Below are 12,914 nucleotides of genomic sequence, written 5' to 3' on the forward strand. Positions count from 1 at the left end.
GAGAACTTCATATCCGACTCAGGCGTATACGAGCTCTCCCGACGCTTCGGGACTCGTTCTCGCTACTAGTTTTTAAGGGAAAGTCAAGATTAAATCTTGACTTTCCATTTTTGTTACTAAAACATAGCTAAAATATTGTCCATACACTAATTTGAATTTTCTATGCATTAAAAGCTCCAGCCATCAACTCAATTTCACTTCTTTTTATTCCTATCTTCTCTGCCATCTCTTTCCAATCCTTAACTACAGAAAGGACTTCATCTAAAATGGCTTGCATTTCGTTTTCGCTCAAGCGAAAATATTGTCCTACGCTTTTGGCTAAATCAACGTTTAAAGCATTATCATCCATATCGATATTAAGAGACAACCCATCTTTTTCAATGGATGGATTTAGGTCATACGCTGGTGATAAAACCCATCCCTTTTCTGTTAGAATGAATCCGTGATTTCGCAGATGGTCATCGGTGTTAGAAATGGCAATATTAAAAACGATACGTCGCCAAAGCTGATGCAAATTGGCCTCAACATCCACACCATAATTTTCTATAAATTCTACAATTTCGAGATAACTTGGCGCTGAATCTCTAATGGAATCTTCGGTATTACCGGTCATTGTCATCGCAGAGGCAAAGTGTATGCGTCCCTCGCTTTCCCTATCAAATCTTTTGGTTAAAAATGTATGGTGCTGACCGCTTATCTTTTCTACCCTACATTCTGCCATCTCTATTCCTGAAGCCGTCGCGAGTTGATAGGCTAAGAATTCCCATAATGCCTTATCAATAGTATCTGTTTTAGACGGAAATTTTGCAATCCAAAGATTTCCTTGAGTATCAAAAATATTTGCCTTTGGCCTGGCACCACCCAATGAAGAACCTGGTGCGATGAGTAAGGCAATCCATTTTCTTATATCATCATTTTGAGCATCGCTTTCTAATTGTTTGACAGCTTCCTGTAAATCGCCTAGTGAGGACCAAGGTGGTGTAGGCGTTCGGTCGTCATTGTCTAAAAACGGGCCTTCCAGTTCTGTTTTAAACCGCAAAGCACCCATTCTACTTTCGTCAAAAACCCCAAGCAGATAGTCTATTTCATAGAGCGTGCGTGCCTTTTCATTGTTTGCTCTGGCGTCCTGGGCAGTCCTTCTTTTCATTAAAGTCTTTCCCCAAGTATCTGGCATACTGTCTAGAAAGATTCCGAAGTTCTCTTTATCGGTTGGATACTGTGGTCCCGAATAAAAATCGATATCTGGGTCCAATAATCTTTGTGCATCGGACTTTAACCAGTCTTTATTGTACTCAAAACTAAATGCTTTTTTGCCCTTGGCAAAATGTGCCGATAAGGTTCCTATTAGTGCTGGTTTTTTAAGGCCTACCCAATCTGCAAAAACGTGTATGTCAAATTTCCCTTTTGCCATACTACTTATAATAAATCAAGGTCTTGTAATTTTCTGCCGAATTCATCATCTACTGCCAGCTTTTTAAAATCATCTTCCAAGTTGAAAACTCTGAAAACATTAAAATAAGAACCTATGGCTACTGCTGGGTCGCCTTTTTCTATTCTATACAATGTAGTCCGGTTGATACCTGCGCGTTCAGAAACTTGCTCTGTCGTAAGCTTTCTTCGCTTTCGCGAAAGCTTTATATTCTCGCCCAATTGCTCAAAAATCTTTTGATATTTAGGTAGAAGAACTGTTTTCTTAGAATTCATTATGTTGCATATTTACCACAAAATTACTATATTTGTTGATAATATGCAACAAATAGAAATATTTTCTTCAAAATCTCAATTGATAACCTTTCGATTTTTAAGGTCATACTTGTCCCCTTTTCTCAGGAAATAGAACATCTGTGATGGTTCAGGCAACCTCTTTAAGTCACTGCCCTCTCGGGACCAAAACGTACCGTCATAAACGAGGACGTAGTTTTCTCCTATGACCTCAAATGCATTACCCTGAACAACAATTGCCGTGTCTTCATCGATACCTAAACCCAAAAGTTCTGGATGCTCTTTAAGGATATCGAACATATCAAACTGTCTATTCCTAGCTAACACGTGTTGATCAATGGCTACATTTTTAATAAGTCCAAATCCTTCTTGATGATCACCGCTCATAATCTGATTGTTTTTGGTATCCCCTCTAGCCAAAAAACTGCCTTGAATGGTAGCACCAGCAGAAGAGCCACCAACCACTCCACCACGAGTCAATACGTTTTTAATCAAGTCTTCGGTTAATGTATTTTTATAAGAATCAACCAAACGCCACTGCCGACCTCCGCTAAACCATACGCCATCGGCATTTTTTAATGGCTCAACAAACGCATTTGAATTTGCCGTGTCTCTATCATTAGTATGCAATACACTTACATTTTGAAGCCCTCTTCGTCTTAGTACTCTAGCCAAGTGCGGGTCTTTGTTAAAGTTATCATCGCCACTCGCCGTAGGTATAACCACTATAGAGGCGTCTGTACCTCCTGCCAATTCAATAAAACGATTAAGAATCGCATCACTTTTCATGGCACCGCCCACAATAACCAGGCTTCCATTTTCTGGCCCGACAGTTGTATCACTATTCTTTAGGTTTTGAGCATTTAAGGGGTGGAAAATAAATGAAAGTAGTATAAGGCTTAAGTATTTCATGATTGCATTTTTAAGTTTTTTATTTATTTGATGTTATATGATTTCGCGGTTCAGCACTTTATCTAGCAAGTACCCGCCTACCTAAAAACCCACATTAATTTCAGCAGTAGTCTTTCATTAGCAATTGATTATAAAGGATACTAGGCATAGCTTTTTAAGACACCGATATTTGTATGTCCTTCTGTTCTTTGACAAAATATCGTACATAAATCAGCACAATAATCGGGACTATCACCAATCCGCTGATAAAATTTAATAATGAAGTCCAATCTGTCAATTCGTTGCCACCTTGTGAAATCAGGAGTAATTCGCCCAATGGTCCATTTGAGAAAACTGTGTTAAATGTAAAATTCCACCCCAAATGAAGTCCGAAAGGTAGCATTATAGATTTTGTTTTTGAAAAAGCCCAAGCCCAAGCGTAACCCATTAATCCAGTTCCTATAAAAAATAAAATCATGGCCATTACATTTCCTAAAACGCCATAAGAGAACCAATGATAGATTCCGAACGCCATTGCGGAAATCAATACACTTTTTCTTGCGCCAATTTTTTGGATTAGAATATAAAGTAATGCGCCACGAAAAATCAATTCTTCCGTCAATACGGATTTAACATCCCACCAAAATGCCTTTAAAATAATACCGCCAGTAATAGCTTCGTTCACTACCCAAGTTGAAGATTTTAGGACTGTCTCTAAATATTGGGTGAGCGCACAAAGTGTTGCCGTAATTAAAAACCCGATTAAGAATTGTTGTAATCTTTTACCGATTGGAAAAACCCCTAATGCTAAGATGCTTTTCTTTTCAATAAGATATAAAAGCAACCACGACATGGCAATAGCAACTAAAATTCCTATCATTAATTTGGTTGGTTTTATTAATGGCTTACAGTCTAATGTATGAGTTCGTTACTTGTTTAAGCAACTAAATTAGTAAACAAAAATTTACTCGAGAAAACTCCGAAGGAACTTTCTAAATAAACAACGAAAAAAGGAATTAATTATACACTGTGTTATGTGGCGTTATTTCATTCATTTATTCTTTTTCAACAACCTATTAAATTCTAATTTTATAGGGTTCATAAATGCAGGTAGTTTTTCTTCATTTGAATTTTCAGCCATAACTTGTGCAATGTATTTAAAATCATCGATTTTGTTCGTATCGTAACTACTTGACTTAATTGACAATTGATTATCAATCATAAAAAACGTTAGAAACTCATTTTCCGAATACTTAACCCTTTCTTTACTATCAAGATTTTTTATTTTCTTAATATCGTAAATATACATTTCTGTCACGAAAAGAATATTTACAATATTGTCTTTCTCAATTCGTTTAGCGATTTCATTAAACTTCCGATATACTGTAGTTTTGATTGAGGAATCAAAACTGTTTAATTCAAAAGTATTATCGCTAAAAATTAACATAAAAGTAGGCATAAGTTTTTTCTGCATTTGAAAAATTACTAAATGCATTAATTGAAACTTGTGTAGAATATCCCCATTAGGTGAAAATTTATCTAAATTTTCAATTGGTGACCTGAAACTTTTATTTCCAAAAGTTAATGTGGCTCTAGACCCTTTCTCAAAACTTTCATATTTACAATTAAATACATAGTCGTCTACAAACAGAAAATCTTTAGGAACTCTATAAAAATTTAAATCTTCTATTTTTCTTTCAAGCTCCTCTGATAGAGAGCAATCTTCATTAAGCTCTTTCTGCATTCCGGACAAAAGAAGTTTCATCTGTGTTATCCCGAAAATAAAATTATCATACAAATCTTGCGTATGTCCTCGCTCGTAAAATGCGAACTCAGCAGAAAAAAAGACCTCTATTTGACTTGAATTTAAAAATGTATCTCTTAATGATGCAATTATAGATGAATAATCCACATCATTTTCTATTGTAAAAATAAATTCAGGTAAGGAATAAATGTCTTTGCCTGAATAAATTCTAATTACTATTCTTTTTTCTAAATCGAATGGTTGCTCTTTGACTACACTATTTCGCTTACCTATAAACCATTTGCCAACATCGTTGATAAGATATTTATCTCTTAACTTCTCATACACAGGCTTAAATTTCGTTTTAGCTAGAGATTTTTGTAAAACTAATGTGATGTTTCTGTATTCTGAAAAGAAATTATCCAAGTGGCTTATATTATCGAAGAAGTTTGACCCTTTTTCAAATTTTTCCAAACTTCTCAAGGCATTATAGAATTTATGTAATGCTGGATATAATAAGCCTTTTGAATTCTTCAATTATTTTTCATTTATGATTCCCAATAAAAAATGTAATTGCTGTTCGAAATGACACATAACGGTCTCGTATAACCGTCAGTTACGGGTTAAATTAGCGATTATTTCGGTTTGACACTGACGTTAGCAATTACGTAGTGGATTCGGACGTAGTCGAATCCGCCGTAATTGCGGTTATACATTGTTGGCTTTAGTTTTTTTTCTTAATATATTCTTCCGATGCTTTTTGAATCCAATTTTCATTACTCCAAGTAAATTCAGATTTTAATGATTTAGAACCTTTCTTAAGTGCAAAATCGATTAGTAAGTAACTCCTAGTTCTGTGTTCAGAAATTTGTTCTTTCAGATTTTTATACTGTTTTGTGAATAAAGGATAAAATTCAGTCAAAACTTCAATCCAAAATTCTATAGACTCTTCGGAACTCCAAGCATTTTTAGCGAATTCTTGAATCAAATTAGATTCAGGTTTTAAATTCTCGAATATTGAGCTTAATTCGTACTGATACCCGTCTTTTAAATTGATTAAGTTTACCTCAATCGCTCCGTATTCACATAAGAAAACAACATTCCAATCATTACCCGAAAAGCGCACATAATAATCATTCTTAATTTCAGATAACGACAACTCATTATCACTCATAAATTCAGATGATAAGTTTTTCACTTGTTCGGGAAATTCTTTGTAGCAAGGCATTTCGTTTAAATTAAAGCCAACAACAGCATAAACACAATGCGTTTACACAACCTATGTCAGTTCCTCTCAAAATTAAGCAATTTTAATCAGCATAAGCCTTCAATGATTTCCAACTTGGCGCTTTGTTGATGTGAAGAACTGCGCCCACGCTCCTATTTATAGCATTAACATCCAATTGAATAGAACAAAAACCATTTAAAGAAAGGTTGCATCTTTAAAAGAAAAAATTATGACGGACGACGAAAAACAAGACATCTACGACGACTTCTACGATAATGTTAATATGACGCCCTACGAACTTGAGGATTGGTTAGATACCGATGAATCAAAATCCGTAGGCAAAGACAGTGGTGACGGGGAATCCGTGGGCCATAAGAGTGGGCGGAAAATCGTGAAAATTAAACGGAAGAAAAAAGAGGAATTAACCGAAACCAATTACAAACACATGAACAAAGTCAACGGCTACGTGGCAAGGCATACAGCTCAACGACCAGATGGAGACGTAAAGGAAACCGATTGGTACTACTCGCTAAAAAATTGAGGACACGACCCGTTGAAATAAATACTAACTCAGTAAAATAAAAAATCCCTTTTCGTACTTGAAAAGGGATTTTTTTTAGGCGTTATCTCTAGGTTGGTGGATTTCCTTTTTATCCTGTACCTGATGGTTAATTTTCGCACCATCCGTTGGTACACCTTTCTTTTGGATGGCATTCTCAGCCAAACCTTGCTTCTTCTGTTCTATTTTATTTGTATTAGACATAGTATGTGATTTTATAATTATTTAATTCAATGTATTCGTTTTTAATTTCTTTCTCCAAGACAGTGATTTTGCGTTATGTGATTGTAGCAACTCCAAATCAGTTTTGTAAGCCTGTAAAAGCCCTACGACACGCTCTAGCTTTTCCTTAGAGAGATTCTTGTAAGCGGGGCGTTTAATGACGTTGTCCCACTTGGCGTTAAACGTATTGTCTAATGCAATACGTAAATAACAATGGTTGTCAAAGTTCAGTTTATGATAGGATTTTTCTAATGCTTCAGGCAGACCTTTATAGGCCTCATAGTACGCTTCTGAATAGGTCATCCCAATCTAAATCCAATCTTTAATTGTTCTTCGCTTCTTTAAACGCTTTGGCCTTTTCAGCACTTTCTTTTTGTGCAAAATCCTGCAAACCGCTTTTGGTTAAATCATTTGATTTACGCTTTTGCTCCATATCGTCATAATCTCGTTCGCCATATTGGCTTATGTGTTCTGACTTAAGTGGGCCTTTATCAACTTCTTTGAAAGATTCTTTCATAGCTTAAAGTTTATCAATTTCGTCTTTAATTTCCTCTTTCGTCTTTCCTAACTTTTCTTGAAGTCTCCCCAGCATCTGGTCAAACTCTCCCTCAGCATGCGTGGTATCGTCATCAGTTAATTCACCGTATTTGGATTTGAAATTTCCTTTGACTTGTTTCCACTTGCCTTCTAATTGATTATCATTCATAATTATAGATTTTTCTTCAAGTTAATAGTTAACACTGATTTGGATTGATGCGAATGGACTTCAGATTAATCCAAAAAAAAAACCAAGCTCTAAAGCTTGGTTATATTCAATAGTTTACACTACTTATGACTTTGGCATAATTACAGTATCGATGGCATGAATGATACCATTTGAAGCATCAACGTCTGTCATAACGATGGTACTCATATTGCCATTGGCATCAGTAATTTTTACGTTATCACCATCTAAGGATAGTGTTAATGCCTCTCCCTGAACGGTATTGACAATAAATTTTCCGTTAGCATCATTGATGGCATTGATTACATCAGATGCTTTAAATTTTCCAGAAACAACGTGATAAGTTAGAATCCCAGTCAATTGTGCTTTGTTTTCGTCTTTTAGTAACGTAGACACTGTACCTTCTGGTAGCTTGTTAAAAGCATCATTGGTCGGCGCAAAAACTGTAAACGGTCCTTCGCTATTTAATGTACCAACTAGGTCGGCGCTCTTCACTGCAGTTACTAATGTAGAGAAATTATCATTTGTCATAGCTACGCCAACTACTGTTGGTTGCTCTAATTCTTGAACTTCTAAATCCACTTCAACATCGTCGGCAACTGCCATTTCAGTGTTGGTATTCATGTCTTCTTCCGTTTCGCTTTTTTTATTGTCTGCACAAGACGCAAATAATAATCCTGCGACGGCTAATGTTCCAATAGTTCTTAATACTTTCATTTTATTGTGGTTTTAAATATTTGTTGAAGTCAAAGATAAGGCACAATCCACTTTGTTTAATATTATTAACAAAACCTTAAACAACTCAAAAGATGATATTGTTAACTCTATCAAATGCTAAAATTTTGTTATTTGCTAAAAATGTTGGTCTTATTCCCTAATTTTAAAGCACTAAACTAATTTCTTCAAAATGAATCACTTTCAGCCTAAACGCATCCTTGTGATGCTGTTCATTATGCTTACCACATGGGTAGGTTTTTCTCAAGACGATGACAAAAAAGACGACAAAAAAGCAACCAAAGAATTACCGCTAGAACCTGAGCGTAAAATAGCGTTTTCAACCGAGCGAGGCACCTGGATGTCCGTAGATGTGAGCCCAGACGGACAAACCATCATCTTTGATATGATGGGCGACATCTATTCAATGCCTATCACGGGAGGGACTGCCACCAGAATTACTGAAGGTATGCCTTATGATGTTCATCCACGTTATAGCCCGGATGGAAAATCAATCGTTTTCATTTCAGACAAAAGTGGTTCTGATAATGTCTGGACGATGGATTTGGAATCTAAAGAACAGACACAATTAACCAAAGACACTAACAAATACCATTTCTCGGCAGATTGGAGTCCTGATGGCGATTATATCGTCGGAACTCGTGGACGACGAAACATAAAACCCTTCATCATTCATAAAGATGGTGGTGCTGGTTCTGATATTCTGACAGAAAACAAAGGGCGAAAACTAATCGACCCTGCCTTTAGTGCGGACGGAAACCATATCTTTTTTTCATCCCGAAACGGGGCTTGGAATTACAATGCCCAGTTGCCACAGTATCAAATTATGAGTTATGACCGCGAAGATGGCGACATCGAAATGGTGACCTCCCGTTACGGTTCAGCCTTTACACCTACATTATCTTCAGACGGAAAATATATGGTGTATGGTAGTCGGTTTGAAGAAGAAACCGGATTGGTTTTAAGAGATTTACAATCAGGCGATGAAGAATGGCTCGCTTATCCTGTACAGCGTGATGACCAGGAATCCATTGCGTCTGGTGGTGTTTTGCCTGCCATGGCCTTTACGCCGGACAATAAGAATTTGATTGTTTCCTACGGTGGAAAACTTCATTCTATTTCCATTGCGACTAAAACGGCCAAGAATATTCCCTTTAAAGTTGATTTAGATTTGGATATGGGGCCAATGGTCTCTTTTAAATATCCAATAGAAGATGCCAAAGAAGCCTTTGTCACGCAAATTAGAGATGCTGTACCTTCGCCAGACGGAAAGCAATTGGCATTTACAGCTTTGAATAGACTTTACGTCATGAAATTACCAAATGGCAAGCCAAAGCGTGTTACCGATAATAATTTCACCGAAGCCATGCCAACCTGGTCGCCAGATGGGAAACAAATTGCCTTTTCAACATGGGGCAATGGCGAAGGTCATATATATAAGGTCAATGTCAATGGAAGTAATTTAACCAAACTCACACAAACGGCAGGTGTCTATACAATGCCAGCTTGGTCTAGCTCTAACAGAATCGTATTTGTGAAGGGTGCGAATCAAGTTTACCAAGATGCTATAAATCCGTTTGAAGGTCGGGCCTTTGAATCCTTGGCTTGGATATCGGCTAATGGCGGTGCAATAACAATTATAGACAAAGCGAAAGGCAGAAACAGTCCGCATTTTACTTTGGTCGATGATAGAATTTATTTAAATCATGGTTCAAAAGGCCTCATTTCCATACGTTGGGACGGATCAGATGAAAAGGAGCATTTAAAGCTAACTGGAATAAAAACCTATGGGTCTTCTGATGTCTTCGGAAAAGACCACAATGACGAACACACCGCAATGCCTTCGCATGAAGAAGGCTGGCGTGAAAATAATACCGCATCTAGACCATCTGTAATCATGATTTCACCAAACGGTAAGCAAGCCTTGGCAAAAATCAATAATGACATCTATACGGTCTTGATTCCAAAAATTGGAAAAACACCGTCTATCTCTTTAGCTAAGGCCGATAAAGCGTCATTCCCTGCAAACAAATTGACAATAATGGGTGGTGAATTCCCTGCATGGTCAAAGAACAGTAAAAATGTACACTGGTCTTTAGGATCTAGTCATTTTATATATGATTTGGACGCTGGAAGAGCTTTTGCTGACAGCTTAAAATTAGCCAAAAAGCAAGAAAAGGAGGCTAAAGAAAAGGCTAAAGACAAAGACGAAAAACCTAAAGATGAGGATAAAGACAAAAAGAAAGAAGATTCTGTCTTTAAAGCGAAAGAAATAAAAGTAAAAGTGGCTTACAATCGTGCAATTCCTAAAGGCTTTACTTTACTAAAAAATGGTAGAATAATTACCATGGATGGCGATACCGTAATTGAAAATGGCGACGTTCTTATTGAAAATAATCGTATAAAAAATGTTGGCCCGACCGGAAGCTTTTCCGTACCATCCAATGCTAAAATCATTGATGTTTCTGGTAAAACTTTGACACCAGGTTTTGTGGATACCCATGCGCACATGTGGCCAAACTGGGGATTACATAAAAACCAAGTTTGGATTTACTCGGCCAATCTTGCTTACGGCGTTACAACAACGAGAGACCCACAGACTGCAACGACGGATGTATTGACCTATTCAGATATGGTCGATGCAGGGATGATGCATGGTCCACGCGTTTACAGTACTGGTCCGGGCGTTGGGTTTTGGGCGTATAAAATTGAAAGTTTAGACCATGCCAAGGACGTATTAAAACAATACAGTGAGTACTACAACACTAAGAGTATTAAGATGTATTTGGTTGGAAATCGCCAACAGCGCCAGTGGGTAATTCAAGCCTCGAAAGAGCTGAAATTAATGCCTACAACTGAAGGTGGATTAGACTTCAAACAAAATATGGTGAACCTCATTGATGGCTACCCGGGACATGAACATTCATTTCCTGTTTATCCTATTTATGAAGATGTCATTAAAACGGTTGCAGAATCTAAAATGGCTGTAACACCTACCCTACTGGTGTCTTATGGTGGACCTTGGGCGGAAAACTACTTCTATTCGAGAGAAAATCCGTACGATGACCCGAAGATGCAATACTTTACACCTTACGAGGAACTGGCATCAAAATCCAGACGCAGACCAGGTTGGTTTAAAGATGAAGAGCATGTATTTCAAAAACATGCGGAATTCATGAAAGATTTAGCCGAAGCTGACGGTATTGGGGGTATTGGAAGTCATGGTCAGTTACAAGGTTTAGGATTTCATTGGGAATTATGGTCCGTAGCAAGCGGAGGCATGAAAAATATGGATGCCTTAAAAATGGCAACAGTAAAAGGTGCAGAAGCTATAGGATTAGATGAAGATTTAGGAAGCATTGAAGAAGGCAAAATTGCTGATATCCTTATTATGACAGCAAACCCATTGGATAATCTCCGCAATACCAACACGCTAAGTCATGTTATTAAAAACGGTGTGGTTTACGATGCTAACACTTTAGATGAAGTCGCTCCGGTTGAAAGAAAAACAGATACTTTCTTATGGCAAACCAAAAAACCTGAAAATTTACCAGGACAGTCAGGTAATTAGAATATTCTATACTAAACAATTTCAAGAAATCCGAATATGATTACATATTCGGATTTTTTACATATACACTTTATCGAATATTTTATACACTTAATAGATATTTTTTCGAATAATTTTCTATATTGCGCCTAAGTAACTGTATCTCTGTGCGTTTAAAAATGTTCTAATTGTAAGTATTTTCTTTCGATAATATAAATTTTTGTGAATGCTCGGTTTACACATAAATTTCTGATTTTATGTAGATTACATTATATACAGCTATTTATGTAGTTCACCGAGTAAATTTTTCAAGGACTCAAAGCACAAGTACTTTTACTCTTTCCCTCAAAAGACAAGGTTAATAGCAAACCGTAAAAATTAATTAATCCAACTATGCAAATACCATGGTTGGTTGTGGTGTTTTATGAATTTTAATGTACCTACGTATGAAAAAATTTTACTTTGTTTTATTACTGGCTTTAAGTCCTCTAATTTCTATAGCACAGGTTACGAATTCAGGGATTTTTGAGAGTTACATAATCGTTAATGCCAATAATTCAGGCAACACATTTTACGATTTATTAGCCCCAACTTCTTCTTTTAATGCGGATTTTGATGGTTACGATTTTGGCACATTTAAAGCTTCAGAACCTTTATTTATTGTCGGCGGAAAAAATAATGTTTTTAAATGTAATGGCGATGACATAATATCAGCCGGTGTTAATTATATAATTTACCCTTCTGGCAATCGACCAGCATCGCCTACATTCAGCAATATTGGTTTTTTTGATGTCAATAACATCGGTACTGCAGATTGTGGAGGCATTGACCAAGAATGGCAGACCTTTGCCGCCAATGTTAATTTAAGGACGTTCGTGGGGAATGTTTCGGGAGACTACGTTTTAGAAGTTTTCGGTTACGCTGACTTTACCTCTCCTGGGGGTCCTGGAACCCACTTCGTAAATAATGATCCTGATGGTAATGGTGGAGTCGACCCTGCAAATTACAAAGCAACATTCAGGATAGACAATCCCCCTACAGCAAATTGCTTAAGTACTTTTAATTTAGCATTGGATGCTTTTGGTAATGCCACCTTAAATGCTTCTGATATAGATAATACCAGTACTGATGATTTTGATGGTGGTTCTTTAACTTATTCTTTAAGTCGTACATCTTTCACATGTGCCGATTTGGGCGCTCCGATAACCGTAACTCTTACTGTAGAAGATTCTCAAGGGCAAACAGATTTTTGTATCACTGAGGTGACGGTTGTTGATAATGTAAGTCCAGTAATTACTTTATCTGGTGCAGACCCACAAACTATTGAAGCTTGTACCGTCTACTCAGAATTAGGTGCAACCGCTAATGACAATTGTGATGGTGATATTTCAAGTAGTATTGCGATTGACGCATCGGCTGTGAACATGAACGTTCCTGGCAACTACAATGTAACGTATAATGTTGCGGATGCTGCTGGTAACAACGCTGTTCAAATAACTCGTGTTGTAACGGTACAGGATACTACCGTTCCTGCTATTT

Annotated in this window: 14 protein-coding genes; 3 read left to right on the top strand and 11 right to left on the bottom strand. The window is 36.9% G+C overall.

Going from position 1 to position 12,914, the window contains the following annotated elements; genetic code table 11:
* Nucleotides 1-160: 160 nt before the first annotated feature.
* The 6 genes from ACFOSX_RS10815 to ACFOSX_RS10840 all read right to left on the bottom strand — a co-directional run bounded on the left by ACFOSX_RS10815 (nucleotide 161) and on the right by ACFOSX_RS10840 (nucleotide 5,585).
* Nucleotides 161-1,411 carry a type II toxin-antitoxin system HipA family toxin gene (locus tag ACFOSX_RS10815; RefSeq protein WP_386100684.1) on the bottom strand — a complete coding sequence of 417 codons (1,251 nt, stop codon included), beginning with the start codon at nucleotides 1,409-1,411 and terminating at the stop codon, nucleotides 161-163.
* A 5-nt stretch (nucleotides 1,412-1,416) separates the two neighbouring features.
* Complete coding sequence (locus ACFOSX_RS10820) at nucleotides 1,417-1,704, bottom strand: helix-turn-helix transcriptional regulator (protein WP_386100687.1); 288 nt, start codon at nucleotides 1,702-1,704, stop codon at nucleotides 1,417-1,419.
* Between the two features lie 75 nt (nucleotides 1,705-1,779).
* Nucleotides 1,780-2,634 (bottom strand): cyanophycinase, encoded by an 855-nt coding sequence (locus ACFOSX_RS10825; protein WP_386100690.1) that lies wholly within the window; start codon nucleotides 2,632-2,634, stop codon nucleotides 1,780-1,782.
* A 154-nt stretch (nucleotides 2,635-2,788) separates the two neighbouring features.
* Complete coding sequence (locus ACFOSX_RS10830) at nucleotides 2,789-3,493, bottom strand: CPBP family intramembrane glutamic endopeptidase (RefSeq protein WP_386100693.1); 705 nt, start codon at nucleotides 3,491-3,493, stop codon at nucleotides 2,789-2,791.
* Between the two features lie 171 nt (nucleotides 3,494-3,664).
* Nucleotides 3,665-4,894 carry a hypothetical protein gene (locus ACFOSX_RS10835; RefSeq protein ID WP_386100696.1) on the bottom strand — a complete coding sequence of 410 codons (1,230 nt, stop codon included), beginning with the start codon at nucleotides 4,892-4,894 and terminating at the stop codon, nucleotides 3,665-3,667.
* Between the two features lie 187 nt (nucleotides 4,895-5,081).
* Entirely contained in the window at nucleotides 5,082-5,585 is a 504-nt protein-coding gene (locus tag ACFOSX_RS10840) for a hypothetical protein (protein ID WP_386100699.1), read from the bottom strand.
* 229 nt (nucleotides 5,586-5,814) lie between these two features.
* Here ACFOSX_RS10840 and ACFOSX_RS10845 point away from each other — a divergent pair, with 229 nt between their 5' ends.
* The gene (locus tag ACFOSX_RS10845) at nucleotides 5,815-6,126 is read left to right on the top strand and encodes a DUF3140 domain-containing protein (protein WP_386100702.1); all 312 of its coding nucleotides are present in this window, start codon (nucleotides 5,815-5,817) and stop codon (nucleotides 6,124-6,126) included.
* Between the two features lie 75 nt (nucleotides 6,127-6,201).
* On the opposite strand, the gene ACFOSX_RS10850 is transcribed toward ACFOSX_RS10845, so the two are convergent.
* The 5 genes from ACFOSX_RS10850 to ACFOSX_RS10870 all read right to left on the bottom strand — a co-directional run bounded on the left by ACFOSX_RS10850 (nucleotide 6,202) and on the right by ACFOSX_RS10870 (nucleotide 7,807).
* A complete protein-coding gene (locus tag ACFOSX_RS10850; RefSeq protein ID WP_386100705.1) occupies nucleotides 6,202-6,348 on the bottom strand; it encodes a hypothetical protein in 147 nt (48 codons plus the stop codon).
* 21 nt (nucleotides 6,349-6,369) lie between these two features.
* Nucleotides 6,370-6,669 (bottom strand): acetyltransferase, encoded by a 300-nt coding sequence (locus ACFOSX_RS10855; protein ID WP_386100708.1) that lies wholly within the window; start codon nucleotides 6,667-6,669, stop codon nucleotides 6,370-6,372.
* Nucleotides 6,670-6,688: 19 nt separating this feature from the next.
* The gene (locus ACFOSX_RS10860) at nucleotides 6,689-6,883 is read right to left on the bottom strand and encodes a hypothetical protein (protein ID WP_386100710.1); all 195 of its coding nucleotides are present in this window, start codon (nucleotides 6,881-6,883) and stop codon (nucleotides 6,689-6,691) included.
* Nucleotides 6,884-6,886: 3 nt separating this feature from the next.
* Nucleotides 6,887-7,072, bottom strand: a complete 186-nt coding sequence (locus ACFOSX_RS10865) for a CsbD family protein (RefSeq protein ID WP_386100713.1) — start codon at nucleotides 7,070-7,072, stop codon at nucleotides 6,887-6,889.
* A 123-nt stretch (nucleotides 7,073-7,195) separates the two neighbouring features.
* Nucleotides 7,196-7,807 (bottom strand): fasciclin domain-containing protein, encoded by a 612-nt coding sequence (locus tag ACFOSX_RS10870; protein ID WP_386100716.1) that lies wholly within the window; start codon nucleotides 7,805-7,807, stop codon nucleotides 7,196-7,198.
* Nucleotides 7,808-7,997: 190 nt separating this feature from the next.
* Here ACFOSX_RS10870 and ACFOSX_RS10875 point away from each other — a divergent pair, with 190 nt between their 5' ends.
* Together ACFOSX_RS10875 and ACFOSX_RS10880 are read left to right on the top strand one after the other, a co-directional pair.
* Nucleotides 7,998-11,396 (top strand): amidohydrolase family protein, encoded by a 3,399-nt coding sequence (locus ACFOSX_RS10875; protein WP_386100718.1) that lies wholly within the window; start codon nucleotides 7,998-8,000, stop codon nucleotides 11,394-11,396.
* Nucleotides 11,397-11,821: 425 nt separating this feature from the next.
* On the top strand, nucleotides 11,822-12,914 hold a 1,093-nt coding region (locus ACFOSX_RS10880; RefSeq protein ID WP_386100721.1), incomplete at its 3' end, for a DUF5011 domain-containing protein.

It is taken from the genome of Winogradskyella maritima, from assembly GCF_042650215.1.
GTDB classification, from domain to species: Bacteria; Bacteroidota; Bacteroidia; order Flavobacteriales; family Flavobacteriaceae; genus Winogradskyella; species Winogradskyella maritima.

Bases quoted from the DNA above. Each gene is read 5' to 3' on its own strand.
- ACFOSX_RS10850 (WP_386100705.1), bottom strand. From the start codon at position 6,348: ATGTCTAATACAAATAAAATAGAACAGAAGAAGCAAGGTTTGGCTGAG.
- ACFOSX_RS10815 (WP_386100684.1), bottom strand. From the start codon at position 1,411: ATGGCAAAAGGGAAATTTGACATACACGTTTTTGCAGATTGGGTAGGC.
- ACFOSX_RS10875 (WP_386100718.1), top strand. From the start codon at position 7,998: ATGAATCACTTTCAGCCTAAACGCATCCTTGTGATGCTGTTCATTATG.
- ACFOSX_RS10855 (WP_386100708.1), bottom strand. From the start codon at position 6,669: ATGACCTATTCAGAAGCGTACTATGAGGCCTATAAAGGTCTGCCTGAA.
- ACFOSX_RS10840 (WP_386100699.1), bottom strand. From the start codon at position 5,585: ATGCCTTGCTACAAAGAATTTCCCGAACAAGTGAAAAACTTATCATCT.
- ACFOSX_RS10860 (WP_386100710.1), bottom strand. From the start codon at position 6,883: ATGAAAGAATCTTTCAAAGAAGTTGATAAAGGCCCACTTAAGTCAGAA.
- ACFOSX_RS10830 (WP_386100693.1), bottom strand. From the start codon at position 3,493: ATGATAGGAATTTTAGTTGCTATTGCCATGTCGTGGTTGCTTTTATAT.
- ACFOSX_RS10870 (WP_386100716.1), bottom strand. From the start codon at position 7,807: ATGAAAGTATTAAGAACTATTGGAACATTAGCCGTCGCAGGATTATTA.
- ACFOSX_RS10820 (WP_386100687.1), bottom strand. From the start codon at position 1,704: ATGAATTCTAAGAAAACAGTTCTTCTACCTAAATATCAAAAGATTTTT.
- ACFOSX_RS10825 (WP_386100690.1), bottom strand. From the start codon at position 2,634: ATGAAATACTTAAGCCTTATACTACTTTCATTTATTTTCCACCCCTTA.
- ACFOSX_RS10865 (WP_386100713.1), bottom strand. From the start codon at position 7,072: ATGAATGATAATCAATTAGAAGGCAAGTGGAAACAAGTCAAAGGAAAT.
- ACFOSX_RS10845 (WP_386100702.1), top strand. From the start codon at position 5,815: ATGACGGACGACGAAAAACAAGACATCTACGACGACTTCTACGATAAT.